This window comes from Streptomyces alfalfae (genome assembly GCF_004127445.1).
GTDB lineage: Bacteria > Actinomycetota > Actinomycetes > Streptomycetales > Streptomycetaceae > Streptomyces > Streptomyces alfalfae.
In genome coordinates this window covers 25,316-40,264 of sequence record NZ_QEXM01000026.1, presented here as the reverse complement: position 1 = coordinate 40,264, position 14,949 = coordinate 25,316, and the positions used below count along the sequence as shown (strand labels likewise).

Annotated in this window: 18 protein-coding genes; 5 read left to right on the top strand and 13 right to left on the bottom strand. The window is 72.3% G+C overall.

The annotated features are described in order from the left end of the window. Positions 1-394 precede the first annotated feature (394 nt). From DCW30_RS12245 to DCW30_RS12230, 4 genes are all read right to left on the bottom strand, one after another. A complete protein-coding gene (locus DCW30_RS12245) occupies positions 395-1,066 on the bottom strand; it encodes a DedA family protein (RefSeq protein WP_076685119.1) in 672 nt (223 codons plus the stop codon). A gap of 192 nt (positions 1,067-1,258) precedes the next feature. Beyond that, positions 1,259-2,017: a MerR family transcriptional regulator gene (locus DCW30_RS12240; RefSeq protein WP_076685120.1), complete on the bottom strand. Its 759-nt coding sequence runs from the start codon at positions 2,015-2,017 to the stop codon at positions 1,259-1,261. Between the two features lie 84 nt (positions 2,018-2,101). Next, on the bottom strand, positions 2,102-2,755 hold the full coding sequence (locus DCW30_RS12235) for a PadR family transcriptional regulator (protein ID WP_076685121.1): 654 nt from the start codon (positions 2,753-2,755) through the stop codon (positions 2,102-2,104). Between the two features lie 87 nt (positions 2,756-2,842). Then, positions 2,843-3,391: a DinB family protein gene (locus DCW30_RS12230; RefSeq protein WP_076685122.1), complete on the bottom strand. Its 549-nt coding sequence runs from the start codon at positions 3,389-3,391 to the stop codon at positions 2,843-2,845. Positions 3,392-3,670: 279 nt separating this feature from the next. On the opposite strand from DCW30_RS12230, the gene DCW30_RS12225 reads away from it, so the two are divergent. After that, positions 3,671-4,402: an alpha/beta fold hydrolase gene (locus DCW30_RS12225; RefSeq protein ID WP_076685123.1), complete on the top strand. Its 732-nt coding sequence runs from the start codon at positions 3,671-3,673 to the stop codon at positions 4,400-4,402. A 49-nt stretch (positions 4,403-4,451) separates the two neighbouring features. Here the strand turns inward: DCW30_RS12225 and DCW30_RS12220 are convergent, their stop codons facing one another. Beyond that, positions 4,452-5,909, bottom strand: coding sequence for an aldehyde dehydrogenase family protein (locus tag DCW30_RS12220; RefSeq protein ID WP_076685124.1), 1,458 nt, complete (start codon positions 5,907-5,909; stop codon positions 4,452-4,454). 79 nt (positions 5,910-5,988) lie between these two features. Beyond that, positions 5,989-6,852: a helix-turn-helix domain-containing protein gene (locus DCW30_RS12215; protein WP_062771530.1), complete on the bottom strand. Its 864-nt coding sequence runs from the start codon at positions 6,850-6,852 to the stop codon at positions 5,989-5,991. A 300-nt stretch (positions 6,853-7,152) separates the two neighbouring features. Between DCW30_RS12215 and DCW30_RS12210 the strand changes: the two genes are divergently transcribed. Beyond that, the gene (locus tag DCW30_RS12210; RefSeq protein WP_076685125.1) at positions 7,153-7,641 is read left to right on the top strand and encodes an ATP-binding protein; all 489 of its coding nucleotides are present in this window, start codon (positions 7,153-7,155) and stop codon (positions 7,639-7,641) included. 79 nt (positions 7,642-7,720) lie between these two features. Here DCW30_RS12210 and DCW30_RS12205 read toward each other — a convergent pair whose 3' ends face one another. The 5 genes from DCW30_RS12205 to rpmG all read right to left on the bottom strand — a co-directional run bounded on the left by DCW30_RS12205 (position 7,721) and on the right by rpmG (position 9,997). After that, the gene (locus tag DCW30_RS12205) at positions 7,721-7,939 is read right to left on the bottom strand and encodes a DUF397 domain-containing protein (protein ID WP_062771526.1); all 219 of its coding nucleotides are present in this window, start codon (positions 7,937-7,939) and stop codon (positions 7,721-7,723) included. A 261-nt stretch (positions 7,940-8,200) separates the two neighbouring features. After that, the gene (rpsR, locus tag DCW30_RS12200) at positions 8,201-8,440 is read right to left on the bottom strand and encodes a 30S ribosomal protein S18 (protein WP_062771524.1); all 240 of its coding nucleotides are present in this window, start codon (positions 8,438-8,440) and stop codon (positions 8,201-8,203) included. Between the two features lie 2 nt (positions 8,441-8,442). After that, on the bottom strand, positions 8,443-9,573 hold the full coding sequence (locus DCW30_RS12195) for a CobW family GTP-binding protein (RefSeq protein WP_079250373.1): 1,131 nt from the start codon (positions 9,571-9,573) through the stop codon (positions 8,443-8,445). Between the two features lie 8 nt (positions 9,574-9,581). Continuing rightward, on the bottom strand, positions 9,582-9,827 hold the full coding sequence (locus DCW30_RS12190; protein WP_062771522.1) for a type B 50S ribosomal protein L31: 246 nt from the start codon (positions 9,825-9,827) through the stop codon (positions 9,582-9,584). 5 nt (positions 9,828-9,832) lie between these two features. Continuing rightward, entirely contained in the window at positions 9,833-9,997 is a 165-nt protein-coding gene (rpmG, locus tag DCW30_RS12185) for a 50S ribosomal protein L33 (protein ID WP_076685126.1), read from the bottom strand. A gap of 71 nt (positions 9,998-10,068) precedes the next feature. Between rpmG and rpmB the strand changes: the two genes are divergently transcribed. The 3 genes from rpmB (at position 10,069) to DCW30_RS12170 (ending at position 11,251) form a co-directional block, all read left to right on the top strand. Next, positions 10,069-10,305, top strand: coding sequence for a 50S ribosomal protein L28 (rpmB, locus tag DCW30_RS12180; RefSeq protein ID WP_076685127.1), 237 nt, complete (start codon positions 10,069-10,071; stop codon positions 10,303-10,305). Between the two features lie 33 nt (positions 10,306-10,338). After that, on the top strand, positions 10,339-10,644 hold the full coding sequence (rpsN, locus tag DCW30_RS12175) for a 30S ribosomal protein S14 (protein WP_076685128.1): 306 nt from the start codon (positions 10,339-10,341) through the stop codon (positions 10,642-10,644). 103 nt (positions 10,645-10,747) lie between these two features. Continuing rightward, positions 10,748-11,251, top strand: coding sequence for a hypothetical protein (locus DCW30_RS12170; RefSeq protein WP_076685129.1), 504 nt, complete (start codon positions 10,748-10,750; stop codon positions 11,249-11,251). A gap of 250 nt (positions 11,252-11,501) precedes the next feature. Here DCW30_RS12170 and DCW30_RS12165 read toward each other — a convergent pair whose 3' ends face one another. Both DCW30_RS12165 and DCW30_RS12160 read right to left on the bottom strand, forming a co-directional pair. Continuing rightward, positions 11,502-13,679 (bottom strand): FUSC family protein, encoded by a 2,178-nt coding sequence (locus tag DCW30_RS12165; protein ID WP_076685130.1) that lies wholly within the window; start codon positions 13,677-13,679, stop codon positions 11,502-11,504. 60 nt (positions 13,680-13,739) lie between these two features. Continuing rightward, positions 13,740-14,888 carry a DUF2786 domain-containing protein gene (locus DCW30_RS12160; protein ID WP_076685131.1) on the bottom strand — a complete coding sequence of 383 codons (1,149 nt, stop codon included), beginning with the start codon at positions 14,886-14,888 and terminating at the stop codon, positions 13,740-13,742. Positions 14,889-14,949 lie beyond the last annotated feature (61 nt).

The window sequence follows — 14,949 nt, the reverse complement described above, 5'->3', positions numbered from 1 at the left end:
CCCCCCGGGCCCCCGGTCCTCAATCGCCGGACGGGCTCAAATTTTCCCGGGCCGGCTCGATTTTCCCGGGCCGGCTAAGTTTTACCGAACCGGCTCAAACTTCCCGAGCCGGCTCGATCTTCCCGATCCGGCTCAACCTTCCCGGTACGGGCTTCATTTCCCCGGGCCGGGCACAGTTTCTCCGGCCGGTCCCATGGTGTCCCGGCCGGGGTCAGGGTGTGCCCGCCGGAGTCAGGGTGTCCCCGCCGGAGTCACGGTGTCCCGACCGGAGTCACGGTGTCCCCGCCGGAGTCACGGTGTCCCGACCGGAGTCACGATCCCCAGCCGGGCCCACGATGCCCCGGGCAGGGTCGCGATGCCCCGGCCGGAGTCACGACGTCCCGGCTCGCGCGCACTACCGCTTCGCGTGGCGGCCCCGTTGGCTGGGCTCCGTCGGTGCGGACTTCTTGGACTTGCTGCGGGCCCGCAGGAACTCGATGGCGATCGGGACCACCGAGATGAGGACGATCAGGATCAGGATCGCCTCGATGTTCTTGTGCACGAACTCGATGTTGCCGAGCCAGGCGCCGAGCAGGGTGACGCCCGCGCCCCACAGGATGCCGCCGATGATGTTGAACGTGATGAATGAGCGGTACCGCATGCCGGAGACGCCGGCGATGATCGGCGTGAACGTCCGCACGATCGGCACGAAGCGGGCGAGGACCAGGGACTTGGGACCGTACTTCTCGAAGAAGTCGTGCGCCTTGACCACGTTCTCCTGCTTGAAGAGCTTGGAGTCAGGGCGGTTGAAGAGCGCGGGGCCGACCTTCTTGCCGAAGAGATAGCCCGCCTGGTCGCCCAGGATCGCGGCGAGGCAGATCAGCACACAGGCCAGCCACAGCGGGGTGTCCAGCTTGTGCGTGGTGATCAGCAGGCCCGTGGTGAACAGCAGCGAGTCGCCCGGCAGGAAGAAGCCGATGAGCAGCCCCGACTCGGCGAAGACGATCAGCAGGAGACCCCAGAGGCCGAACTGGTTCAGGAGATAATCCGGATCCAGCCAGCTTGGTCCGAGCGCAAGCGTCGTCACGGTTCCGGGCTCCTGTGGGTGAGGGGGTTGTGCGGCGGCGTGCTGCGGCCGTCCGGCGGTGCGGCGGCGGGTGCAGCCGCCCAAAGTTATCAACGCCGGGCGGCCCGGCCAGGTTCCACCGTCCCTTTCCGGCCCCGGCCGGTGGACAACCCGGGCAAACCCGCCCGCCTCACCTCCGCCGTCGCGCCCTCCTCAGCCGTTGCGCGCCGCGTTCGCGAGGATCGCGTCCCGCAGATACCCCGCGAGCCCGGGCCGGATGGACTCGTAGAAGGCCGTGAACCGCTCGTCGCCCACGTACATCTCGCCGAGGCCGGCGTGCATCTCGTACGAGCACGCGTAGTGGTGGCCGGAGATGAAGCGGCGGTGCTCCTCGGCGGCGTCCATCGCCTCCGGGGAGTCCGGCGCGAACCCCTGGGCCAGCAGATCGCCCACGCGTGCATGGAGCGCGGCGAACTCGTCGTTGATCCGCTTCCAGTCGTCCTTGGTGTACGAGGCCGTCCTGCGCCGCGACTCCCGGTACGCCTCCGTGTCGCCCCAGCGCCGCTCCGCCTCGTCCGCGTGCTGCTCGGGGTCGAAGTCCCCGAAGACCTCGAACCTCTCCTCCGGTGTGAGGTCGATGCCCATCTTCTTCGCCTCCATGGCGGTCTCGACGGCGGCGGCCATCTCCTGGAGCCGCGCGATCCGGGCGGTCAGCAGCTCGTGCTGGCGGCGCAGATGCGCGCGCGGGTCCGCGTCCGGGTCGTCCAGGAGAACCGCCACCTGGTCAAGGGGGAAGCCGAGCTCCCGGTAGAACAGGATCTGCTGCAGCCGGTCCAGGTCGTCGTCGCTGTAGCGCCGGTGACCCGCGTGGCTGCGCCCGCCGGGCGTGAGCAGGCCGATCTCGTCGTAGTGGTGCAGCGTGCGCACCGTCACCCCGGCGAAACCGGCGACCTGTCCCACGGAGTGGCCCATGGCCTCCGCCTCTCTTCTCGTTACGCGCCCCAGCCTGCGTCCTCACGTCGCGTGAGGTGCAAGCCCGCGCGCCCGCGGACCCGGCTACCCGCCGTCGTCACCGGTTCCGTCCGCGCGCCGCTCCCCCGTCGCGTACGGGTTCTCCTGCCCGTCGGCGAGCACCCCGACGAACGGGTCGCCCTCCCCGGCGAAGGTGTACGCGCCGCCCTCGATACGGGCGATCAGGCCCCTGGTCCACGCCTCGCCGGTGTCCGCCGAGTGCACCCAGTAGTTCATGATCTCGCCGATGTGGCCGAGCTGTTCGGGGCCCTCCTCGGGCGTGTAGTAGCCCGTCACGGAGGCCCGCCACTCCTCCATGCGCCGCACCCGCTCCTTGAGCAGCGCCACGACCTCGTCCCGCGGCAGGTCCACCATGAGGCCGAGCCCGGAGGTGAGGACGTCCGGCCGCTGGTCGTACGTGGTCAGGGCGGAACGGAGCAGGGAGAGGTACTCCTCGGTGCCCTGCTCCGTCATCTCGTACTCGGTCCGCGGCGGCCCGCCCGCCGTGGAGGGGGCGATCTCGTGGGCGCGCAGCATGCCCTGCTTGGCGAGCTGCTTCAGCGCGTGGTAGATCGAGCCGGGCTTGGCGTTGGACCACTCGTGGGCGCCCCAGTACTCCAGGTCGTTGCGGACCTGGTAGCCGTGGGCGCGGCCGTGCTGGCGCACGGCCCCGAGAACCAGTAGCCGGATCGCTGACATGCACCGCACCCTTCCGCTCGTACCGCAGTCTTCAACTTTGACTAGGGTACGGGTCATTCCGTTCCGCGGGAGTACGGCGTACCGGTCTCACCCCCAGGATTCGCCGCGCTCCAGGGCCACCAGTTCGAAGGCGGTCTTGCCGTCCAGGGACTCGCGGACGATGTCGGCGTGGCCCGCGTGCCGGCCGATCTCCTCCACGAGGTGCAGCATCAGCCAGCGCATCGACACCACGCCGTCCTTCGGGAACCACGGCGCCTCGGGCAGCGGGAAGGTGTCGTCCAGACTCGGCGTCGCGCGGATGAACTCCTCCGTCTCGGCGGCGACCCGGTCCCAGAAGGCCAGGGTCTCGGCGAGCGTCTCGCCCTCCACGAGGCGGAAGCTGTCCGCCCAGGTCTCCTGGGTGCGCTGCCGCTCGTTGGGCTTGCGCTGGGCCATGCGCAGCCAGTTCAGCTCCGTCTCGGCCACGTGCTTGACCAGGCCCGAGAGGCTGAGTCCGCTCGCGCTCGGCCGCTGGGCCGCCTGCTCGTCGGTGAGCCCGAGCACCGACCGGCGGATGCCGCCGCGCTGGGCCTCGACGAAAGCGATCAGAGCGCCGCGCTCGTCGCCGCGCGCTTCCGAACTGACGTGGGTGACCATGGGATTTCCGCCTCTCTCCTGCCCGCTCACGCGGGCCGCCCCTGGGGGCCTTCCGACACCTCACAAGCTACGGACCCTTGCGGTCAGGTTCTGTCCGCAAGGGGCAGGCCCCGACCGCTCCTGCCCTGGGGGGTGGACGGAGTGGCGGACCCGTGCCCTCCCACACTGCGCGCCACACACGGGGATTGAGCGTCCTCGCCGGCCGGCAACTCCGTGCTCAAGCTCCGTGACGGCCCGCCGGTAGAGTCGGTCCGAGGAGAGCGCTGATCTGGGGGACTCATGACGGCAGCGGGTGCACCGCCCATCGTCTTCGTACACGGGACGCGGTTCAGCGCGGGGCAGTGGAGCCCGCAGCTCGCCGCGCTCCGAGAGGACTTCCCCGTAGCCGCTGTCGACCTGCCGGGCCACGGCGTCCGCTCCGCTCAGCCGTGGAGCCTGGACGCGGCGACGGAGATCATCGCCTCCGCGGTGGACGGGTTCGAGCGCGGACCGGCTCTGGTCGTCGGGCACTCGCTCGGCGGATACGCCTCACTGGAGTTCGCGCGGCGCTGCCCCGAGCGACTGCGGGGGCTGGTCCTCGCCGGGGCCAGTGCCTCGACTCGTGGCCCGTGGGCAACGCCGTATCGGTGGGTCGCCGGGCTCGTCCCGCGCATACCGGCAAACCGGCTGGCCCGGTGGAACGACCGGTTGCTGCGGCGGCTCTATCCGCCCGAGGTGGTGGAGGCGACCATCCGCTCCGGCTACGCCTTCCACACCCTGCCGGCCGCCTGGGGCGAGGTGCTGGGCCGCTTCGACGCGGGTGCGATGCGTCATGTGGCGGCTCCCGTGCTCCTCTTGAACGGCGAGAAGGACACCGTCTTCCGGTCCGGCGAGCCGGACTTCGCCCGCGCGCATCCCCACGCCCGCGTCGAGTTGATCCCGCGGGCGGGACATCTCGCGAACTTCGACGCCCCGGACGCCTTCACCGACGCCGTCCGCCGCTTCGCCCTGCAGCTGCCCGTCGGCGGCTGAGGGGGCTCGGTCACGAGCACGGCCGGGGCGGGCGCCGCCTGCCGGGGCCCTAGAAGGGGAAGCGCGAACGTCCGTGCTGCACGGAGATCCACTTCTGGGTGGTGAAGGCGTCCACCGTCGCCTCGCCGTTCAGCCGGCCCACACCGGAGTTCTTCTCGCCGCCGAACGGCACGACCGGCTCGTCGTGCACCGTGCCGTCGTTGACGTGGATCATGCCGGTCCTGACCCGCTTGGCGATCCGCACGCCGCGCTCGACGTCGGCGGTGTGCACCGCGCCGCTCAGTCCGTACGGGGTGTCGTTGGCGATCCGCACCGCCTCGTCCTCGCCGTCGAAGGGGACGAGCAGGGCCACGGGACCGAAGATCTCCTGCCGCAGGACCGGGGAGTCGGCCGGCAGCCCCGTCAGCACGGAGGGGGCTATCAGGTTGCCGTCGGTGGCTCCGTGCAGCAGGGCCTCGGCTCCCGCGGCGACGGCCTGCTCGACGACGGAGGAGACGGCCTCCGCCTGCGAGGCGTTGATGAGCGGGCCGATGTGCGTGGCGGGGTCGGCCGGGTCGCCGACCTTCAGCGAGGCGACCTTGGCGACGAACTTCCCGGTGAACTCCGCCTGCACCGACCGGTCCACGAGGATGCGGTTGGCGGCCATGCAGACCTGGCCCTGGTGGACGAAGCGGCTGAAGACGGCCGCGTCCACGGCGTAGTCGACGTCGGCGTCGTCCAGGACGATCAGGGCGCTGTTGCCGCCCAGCTCCAGGACCGAGCGCTTGAAGTGCGAGGCGCAGACCGTGGCGACGTGACGGCCCACCCGGTCGGAGCCGGTGAAGGATATGACGCTTGGCACGGGGTGCTCGATGAGGGCGTCGCCGATCTCGGCTATGTCCGTGATCACGACGTTGAGCAGCCCGGCGGGCAGCCCCGCGTCCTCGAATATCCTGGCGACCAGGCTGCCGCCGGTCACCGGGGCGCTCTGGTGCGGCTTGAGCACCACGGCGTTGCCGAGGGCGAGCGCGGGGGCGACCGTCTTGACCGACAGGAACAGCGGGAAGTTGAAGGGGCTGATCACGCCCACGACGCCCACGGGCGTGCGGTAGAGGCGGTTCTCCTTGCCGTCCTCGGGCGAGGGCAGGATGCGGCCCTCGGGGCGCAGGCAGAGGTGCACGGCCTCGCGCAGGAACTCCTTGGTGAGGTGGAGCTCGAAGGCCGCCTTGAGGCGGGTGCCGCCCAGCTCGGCGACGATCGCCCCGGTGATCTCCTCCTCGCGCTCCTCGACGATCCGCAGGGCGCGCTCGAAGACGCCGCGCCTGGCGTACGGGTTGGTCTCCGCCCAGGCGTGCTGGGCGCGCTCGGCCGCGCGGTAGGCCTGGTCGACCTCGTCGGCGGTGGCGACGGTGATGGACGCCAGCTTCTCCCCGTCGTACGGATTGAAGTCGATGATGTCCCAGGACCCCGAGCCGGTCTTCCACTCACCGTCGATGTACTGGTGAGCCAGGTCAGAGAAGAAGGACATGAGAGGGACCCCTTGCCGCGGCAGCAGACGGAAAGCAGACGAAACCTGACCCCTGAGATTACGTCATGGCAGTTGCGCGTCAGGTGAGTTGGAGAAGTCCGCGCAGAAGGTCGCGGCTGTCCGCCGGTCCGGGGCTGTCCTTGTGGAGCTGCGCGGCCACCCGCTCGTACTGGGCGACCTCCTCGGCCTTGTCGAGGTAGAGCGCGCCGGTGAGCTGCTCCACGTACACGACGTCGGAGAGGTCGGACTCCGGGAAGCTCAGCATGGTGAACGCGCCGCTCTCGCCCGCGTGGCCGCCGAAGCTGAACGGCATCACCTGGAGCGTGACGTTGGGCCGCTCGGAGACCTCGATGAGGTGCTGGATCTGGCCGCGCATCACCTCCCGGTCGCCGTACGGACGGCGCAGGGCCGCCTCGTCGAGGACGCAGTGGAAGTGCGGCGCGCGCTCGGAGGCCAGCAGCTTCTGGCGTTCCAGGCGCAGGGCCACGCGGCGGTCGATCTCCGCCTTGCCCGCGCCCTTCATGCCGCGTTTGACGACCGCGTGCGCGTAGGCCTCGGTCTGCAGCAGGCCGTTGACGAACTGGACCTCGTAGACGCGGATGAGCGAGGCGGCGCCCTCCAGGCCGATGTACGTCTGGAACCAGCCGGGCAGGACGTCGGAGTAGCTGTGCCACCAGCCGGTGAGGTTGGCCTCCTTGGCGAGCGAGAGGAGTGCGCCGCGCTCGGTCTCGTCGGTGACGCCGTACAGCGTCAGCAGATCTTCGACGTCCCTGGACTTGAAGCTCACCCGTCCCAACTCCATGCGGCTGATCTTCGATTCGGAGGCGCGGATCGAGTAGCCGGCCGCTTCGCGGGTGATGCCTCGGGACTCCCTCAGACGCCTCAGCTGTGAGCCCAGCAGGATGCGCCGTACCACCGAGCCGCTCGACTCCCCTGCGGTCACTTCGCTCAATCCTCCCCATCGACTGGAAGCCTGCAGTCTGCCATTAAACGCACCACGCCGTACACGTTCGATTACAGAAACGGAAAGCGCGGGAAAGTCTCCACAAGAAGTCGACAGGAGAAATGGGCCGAAGGGGCACGGGACCCATCAAGTCCGGCGCGTGCACGTGCATCTGCCCTTGCATCTGCCCTGCGCATTCGGAACCATGGTCCGCGCGCCACCGCTGTACCGACCGCACCATCGGCGACCGACCGCGCCACCGCTCCATCGCTATGACCGCGAAACCGGGGAGTGCCTCGCATGGGGACGAATGGATCGACCATGCTCGAGCCGTTAAGGCAGGGGCTTCCCCCACTCGACCCCTCGGCGGTCTCCGATACGGCCTCCGTCGCCCTCCCCGCCCGCTACGAAGCGGTGGGCAGCGCACGGAAGTTCACCCGTACGACGCTCGGGCAGTGGGATCTGGAGGACCGCTTCGACGACGTGGCACTCGTCGTCTCCGAACTCGTCACCAACGCGCTGCGGCACGCGCTGCCGGCCGACGCCCCGCGCGAGCGCCAGGACCCCTCCGTGCGGCTGCACCTGATGCGCTGGGCGTCACGTCTGGTGTGCGCGGTGCGCGACCCCAGCGACGAGAGCCCGGTCGCGCGCGACGCCGACGACGACTTCTCGGCGGAGTCCGGGCGGGGCCTGTTCCTCGTGGACTCCTTCAGCGACGGCTGGGGCTGGCACCCGCTGGCCGGCGCGACGCGCGGCAAGGTGGTCTGGGCCCTCTTCCGCCTGGGCTGAGGCCGCCGGGGTTTCCCCCGGGCCGGGGCGACCGGGCGGTCCGGGCGTCGTTCGCCGGTCCGGGCCGCCGTTCAGAGGCTCAACCGCCGACCAGGTGGTCGAACTCCCCGTCCTTCATGCCGAGCAGCATCGCCTCTATCTCGGCGCGCGTGTAGACGAGCGCGGGGCCGTCGGGGAAGCGCGAGTTCCGCACGGCGACATCACCGCCGGGCAGCTTCGCGAACTCCACGCAGGAGCCCTGTGAGTTGCTGTGCCTGCTCTTCTGCCAGACCACCCCGTGAAGCTCCGTGGCCGCCATGCCATTGAATGCGTGGTGCACAGATCGCTCCCCGGTGGTGCTGTGGCTGTATGGCCTCTAGATGCAGTAGTCAACTGTCCCGGATCATAGCTGTGTTCACATGCAGATGCATGGGCAGATGCACGTGCACGCGGGGTGTTGCCTTGGTTACAGGCCACGCGCCGGCGTGGGCCTCTATGAAAAGACGCGCACCGCGCCGTTTGTGTTCCGCATGAGAGACGGAAAACAACGGCGCGGTGCGCGCAAGAGGCGTTATTGCGGTCAGCGGGTGGTGCCGTAGGGGAGAAGGGCCATCTCCCGTGCGTTCTTGACGGCCGCGGCGATCTGCCGCTGCTGCCGCACGGTCACCCTTGTGACCCGGCGGGAGCGGATCTTCCCCCGGTCGGAGATGAACTTCCTGAGCAGATCGGTGTCCTTGTAGTCGATATACGTGATGCCCGCGGCGTCCAGCGGATTGGGGCGCGGCTTCTGCGGGCGGGCGGCGGACTTGCGGGGCGGCACGGTCAGACCTCCAGGAGGGAGTCGAAGGCGGGCGGCAGGTTTTTCCAGGCGTCGCGCCCGGCGGCGTACTCCTCATCGGTCAGCAGGCATGCCTCCAGGACCTCTTCCAGCCCCTCGCGGTCCAGACCGGGCGAGGTGAAGACCAGGTGGTTGCAGCAGTCGCCGTGCTCCGGGTGCCAGTCGAGCGCGGCGGCGGCGCGGCGCACCGGCGGGACGAGCTCCCACGCGGCGTCCGGCAGCGAGGCCAGCCACGGCCCCGCGCTCTCGACGCAGAGCGCGCCGCCGGCGGCGTCCCAGCCGAGCAGGGCGTCCGGCCGGTCGGCCAGCCAGAACCGCCCCCGGCTGCGGGCCGCCGCGCACGTCAGGTCCTCCAGGGCCTGATACAGCCGCTCCGGGTGGAACGGCCGCTCCCTGTGCCATACGAGGGTGGAGACCCCGCACGCGTCGGCCTCCGCCGGCAGCAGCGCGCAGGCGGGGTGCTGTGCCGCGGCGGCGGCCTCCACGTCGAAGCCCGCGAGCGCGGCGGCGAGGAGGTCGCCCTTTCCGATGACGACCTGCCGGGCGGTCGGGTGGAGCTGGGCGAGCAGCGCGCGGTCCTCGTCGTCGGCCTCGGCGGAGTCGGCGACCGCGAGCACGGGCGCGTATTCGAGCTGGCGCGCCCAGGTGTCGGCGACCGTGCGCCGGTCGTCGGGGGCGGCGGCGAGCCCGGCGTCCAGGAGGTCGTCGCCGTTGCCCAGGCAGGGCAGGAGCAGCGCCGGGTCCACGGCGGTGAGCACGCCGCTGAGCACGATGCCGTCACCGGCGTGCGCGGCGATCACCTCGGCCATGGCCTTGGGCTCGACCGAGTCCCACAGCTCGACGACGGCGAGGCGGGTCAGCCCGGCGTCCGCGAGGCGCCGCAGCTCGGGCACCAGGTCCTCGCGCAGCGCGCAGCAGGCGCAGTCGTCGACGAGCGGGGTCTCGCCGGTGGAGAGCACGCCCGTTGCGTCGCGCACGGTGCGCACGACGGTGCCCCGCACGGCGGTCGAGAGGTCGTGGTGCAGGGCCACCCCGCCCCGCGCGGCGGCGAGGAGGCGGCCGACGGCCTCCTTGCGGGCGTCCGCGTGGAGGCCGCCGACGATCACGACGTTCATGTGGCCCATCAGCGCTTGCCGAAGCGCCGCTCGAAGCGCTCGACGCGGCCCGCGGTGTCCATCACGCGGGCGTTGCCCGTGTAGAAGGGGTGGCTCGCGGACGAGACCTCGACGTCGATGACGGGGTAGGTGCGCCCGTCCTCCCACTCGACCGTCTTGGCGCTGGTCGCGGTGGAGCGGGTGAGGAAGGCGTAGCCCGCGGCCTTGTCGCGGAAGACGACGGGGCCGTAGGGCGGGTGGATGTCCTTGCGCATGGCGGTCAGCGCTCCTCTCGGAAGTCGACGTGGCGTCCGGCCCTCGGGTCGTACTTGCGCAGCGTGAGGCGGTCGGGGTCGTTGCGGCGGTTCTTGCGGGTCACATACGTGTAGCCCGTTCCGGCCGTGGACCGGAGCTTGATGACGGGGCGGAGTTCGTTGCGGGGCATGTGGGTAGTATATGAAAACGACTCCCGTTTTCAATAGCGGGGCCACCGCCACGACCGAGAGGTGCGTCACCATGTCCGCCCACTGTCAGCTCACCGGGACCGAACCCGGCTTCGGCAACCGGATCTCCCACTCCCACCGGCGCTCCCCCCGCCGCTTCGACCCGAACGTCCAGCGCAAGCGGTACTGGCTGCCGAGCGAGGGCCGCTACGTGCGGCTGCGGCTCGCCGCGAAGGGGATCAAGACGGTCGACCGCATCGGCGTCGAGGCCGCGGTCGCCAGGATCCGTGCCCGCGGCGTGAAGGTCTGAGAAGGACTCCGAGAAGGACCGGGAGAGGAAACGATGGCCAAGAAGAGCAAGATCGCGAAGAACGAGCGACGCCGCGAGATCGTGGCGCGGTACGCCGCGCGGCGCGCCGAGCTGAAGGAGATCATCCGCCGGCCCGGCACCCCGGACGCCGAACGGGAGGCAGCGCGGCGGGAGTTGACGCGCCAGCCGCGTGACGCCAGCGCCACGCGGGTGCGGAACCGGGACAGCGTCGACGGCCGTCCGCGCGGCTACGTGGGGGCCTTCGGCCTGTCCAGGATCTCGCTGCGCCGGCAGGCGCACGCCGGATTCCTGCCCGGGGTGCGGAAGTCCTCCTGGTAGCTTGGCGCGCGATTTCGCCGGGCGGGGCCCGGCGTCCGACGGCGTGATACCAGGGGGACCTCACGTGCGCACGCGTGTCCGTGGAGTTCGGTTCGGAGCGGCTGTGGCCGGCCTGGTCGCGGTGCTCGCCGTGGCCGGGTGCGGCGGTGACGGGGGCGGGGGCGGCAAGAAGCACCGCGGCTCGTCGTCCTCCGGCGGGTCCGACGGGTCCGGCTCCTCCGGGGACGACGGGTCCACGGGCGGCTCCGGATCGGGCTCGGGCTCCGGCTCCGGCTCCGGGTCGGGCGCCAAGGGCGGGAGCGTCGAGGGCTCGTGGGTCACGACCGCCGACGGCAAGCCGCTCGCCCTCGTCATCCACGAGAGGTCGGCGACGCTGGTCGGCGAGAACGTGCTGTGCGACGGCGCCGCGGGCCCCCGCACGATCGACCTGTCGTGCCCGAAGGGCGATTCCGGCCGTACGAAGGGGCGGGTCGTGTCCGTCGACGCCAGGACGCTGAAGGTCTCCTGGAGCGGCGCCGGCACGGACGAGTTCCTGAAGACGGAAGGCGGGAAGTTGCCCGAGGGGCTGCCGACGGGCGTGCCGTCCGGGATGCCTTCGCAGGGCTAGAGCCTGTCGTTCGGATCAGGTCGGCTGGAGGGGCGGCGCCTTTTCGGCCGGGTCCGAGCGGGGTCCGGTGCGTGCGGCCGCGAGGCGGAGGAGGGCGGCGACGCGTTGGGGGCGCCCTGTTCGAGCGGAGCCGAGAACTCGGGGGAGTCGGCACCCGACGACAACGCCGATGGCGGTCCCCCCGCGCCGTTCAGGCGTGGAGGAGTGCGTGCCGGACCCCGCGACGCCGGGCAGACCCCGACGCCAGGCCCTAGCTCCGGTCGGCGCCGGGTCCGGTCGGCGGGGGGTCCTTCGGGTCCTTCGGGTCCTCCGGCCGTCCGTCCGGTCCGGTGCGGGCCGAGGTGCCGTCCACCAGCATCGGGGGCGGTGTCGTGTCCAGGGCCTCGGAGAGGTCCTCCAGGGCTTCGAGCAGCAGGCCCGCGCCCCTGCGGACCACGCGGTCGGGGACCCCCTCGCCGTCCCACTCCGCGAGGGCCGTGCGGACCGCGTCCCACTCGGGCACGCGGCGTTCGCGTACCGCCTTCGCGCCCTGCTCCGTCGCCTTGCGCAGCGCGTCGGCCAGGCGGGCCGCCGCCGGCACGGGGGTCGCGTCGCGGTCCGGCAGGTGGGCCTCCATCAGCATGGCCACTCGGCCCAGCTGCGCCAGGCACTCCTCCGCGTCCGCCGCCGTGGCGCGCGACAGGCCGCGGTGGCGCACCGGCTCGTTCTTCGCCCGGTCCGACGCCTCCTGCCAGGCGACGCGCGCGTCCCTGGCGGCGAGCAGCGCCTCGCGGACGTCGGGGCTCTCGCCGCCCCCGGGGTCCGCGTAGTGGTCGACGACCGCCGCCGCGTAGCGACCGTCCTCGATCAGCCAGTCCGCGAGGCGGGTGCGCAGCCGCGGGGTTTCCCAGGCCGGGTACAGCGCGTACGCGATCATCGCGAGGACGCCGCCGAGCAGGGTCAGGATCACCCGCTCGGGCACCGTCTGGGTCCACTGCTGGCCGCCCATGCCCAGGAGGAACACGACGTACGCGGACACGCAGGCCTGCGCCGCCACCTGTCCCGTCCGCATCAGCAGGTACATCAACCCGGCGCAGACCACCGCCACCGCCGCGGACAGGGCCGTGCCGGGGTGGGCGAGCTGGACCAGGCCCGTGGCGAGCGCCACGCCGACCAGGGTGCCGCCGAAGCGGGCCACCGCGCGGGAGTACGTCTGGGAGAAGTCGGGGCGCAGCACCATGACCGCGGCCATGGGCGCCCAGTAGCCGTGGCCGAAGGGGAGCCAGGTGCCGAGGAGGTAACCCGCGGCGGCCACCGCCGTGACGCGGATGGCGTGCCGGGCGATGGGCGACTCGTGGCGCAGGGCGGCCCGCATGGCGCGCAGGCCCGAGGGGACCAGGGCGGGGAAGGTGGGGCGCAGCAGGGGGTCGGCAGGCCCGCCCGTCAGCCGGGCCTCCTCCGTCCGCGCGCCGCCCGCCGTCTCCAGCACGTCGCGCAGCAGCGCCGCCAGGCGGGCGGAGGCGCGGTGGGCGGGGCCGGTGAGGATCGCGCCGGTGTCGGGGGTCTTCAGGGCGGCCAGGGCCGCGGGGGCGACGCGGACCGGTTCGCCGTGGCGGATCGCGCGGGCCGCCGCGTCGAGGACCGTGCCGGCCGCCGCGAGGATCTCCCGTACGCGGTCGCGCTCCCTGCCCTCGTCCGGGACGCCCACCGCGGGGTCCGCCAGGCTGGCGAGGACGGGGCGGATGCGCTCGGCCACGCCCCGCGAGCCCCGCAGTTCCGCCGGGCGGCTGCGGGCCTGGCGCGGGGTGATCCTCGCCGCGTCGCGCGCCGCCATCAGGGGCTCGGGGTCGAAGGGGGCCACGGGGTCGTGGCGGAGCCTGCGGGCGTAGTCCGCCTCGGCCGCCAGGGCGTCGGCGAGGGCGTCGCGGTGGGCGCCCCATCTGCGTACGGGGAAGAGGACCACCAGCGCCGCCTGCACGCAGCCGCCGACGATCATCATCGCCGCGTGGCCCGCGGCCTCCGCCACGGAGGTCGGCAGGGTGACCGTCACCAGCATGATCGCGACGTTGGACGACGCGATGATGCCGACCGTCGGGCCCGCGGCCCAGCTCAGGCCCGACAGGAAGGTCCACAGGCTGAGCAGGGCGAGGAAGAGGAGCAGGTGGGAGCCGGTGAGGTAGCCGAGGAAGGTGGACACCGCGAGGCTCGTGCCGGAGGCCAGGGCCAGTTCCGGGCGGGGGCGCCAGCTCCGCTGGAACGTGGCGATGGCCGCCTGGAACGCGCCGAAGGCGGAGCTTGCGGCCACCGCGGGGCCGAAGAGGGTGAGGCTCAGGCCGATGACCAGGGCCAGGCCCGCGGCGCCCCGCGCGGCCACGAGGGGTTCCAGGCGCTTGCGCTCCACCGTCAGGCCCGTGCGGGCTGTCTCCTTCAGCGCGCTCAGCCAGGTCACTCTGTGATCATACGGGGCATACCGGGCAGAGGGTCGCCGGGTGGGGCCGCCCTCGGGGCGTCACGGGAGGCGGGGCCGTTCCCCGCCCCCTACGCGTGCCCGGTCGGCCGCCGCCGTGCCGTGGGTCCAGCCCTCGGCGTCCGTCGCGCCCCGCACCCGGGTCGCGGTCGTCTCGGGGAACATGCGCTGCGCGCGGTCCGTGACGGCCACGTCCCGGGCGGCGAGGGCCGGGAGCAGTGAGTTCCGTGTCTCCGCGGTGGTCTCCACCGCCTCGGTGACCGCGTGGTCGCCCGCCTCGGCCAGGCGGTCGCCCATGCGGTGGGCGAAGGCGAGGAGGAAGGTCTGCCGGAAGGTCCTGGTGCGCTTGCGGCCTCCGGCGCGCTGGGCCGCCTCCGCCTTGGTCATCGCCGCCGTGCCCTGGACCAGGAGGGAGGTGTGCAGGAGCTCCACCGCCTCCAGGTCCGCCTCGAAGCCGACGACCGTGGAGAAGCCGTACGCCTCGTTCCACACCGCGCGGCAGTGGTTGGCCGACGCCACGGCGTCCAGCAGGATCGCCTTGGCCGTCTCGTACGGGGCGTCCACGCCGATCCGGCAGGCCCCCGGGGTGTCCCTGGCGTGGGTGCGGGCGGCGAGCAGGGCCTCGTCGAGGGAGTGGCGCGCCATCAGCTCCTGCGCCTTGGCGGTGAGCGCCTCCGCCTCCTGCGGGTAGCCGGTCGCCTCGGCCTTGGCGAGCAGGGCGCGGACACGGGTCAGCGTGCGCGGCTCGCCCTCGGCCGGGCCCGGCACGGTCTCGCCCGGCGGCGGCCCGACCGGTTCGACCGGCGGCAGCCGCAGGAGCAGGCGGTAGAGCTCCAGGTGGGTGGTGGCGCGGGAGAAGCGGTCGCGGGACGGGGCGTCCTCGGCGGGCGCGAGGTCGGCGAGCTGCGCGGCCCAGCGGGGCGGCAGATGGGCGTAGCGCCGGGTCTCGGTGCGGATCAGCGCGGCGGCCAGGCCCGCGTGCGGTTCGTCGAGGTCGCGGCGTACGAGGCGCAGGACGTCGGCGGGCTGCCAGCCGTGCCGCCAGGCGCGCGTCAGGTACTCCTCGCCCCTGCGGCGCAGCTCGGCGTCGGCCTCGGGGGCCGCCGCGAGGAAGGAGGCTCCGGTGTCGAGGCCGTCGTCGCCGTCGCCGTACAGCGCCGCCGCGAACGCCTTGTCGATCACCGAATCCATGGGTCAAGGGTAGGGCCGGCCCTACCCCCATGACGCCCACCAGTGGTCGTGTGCGGGGGCG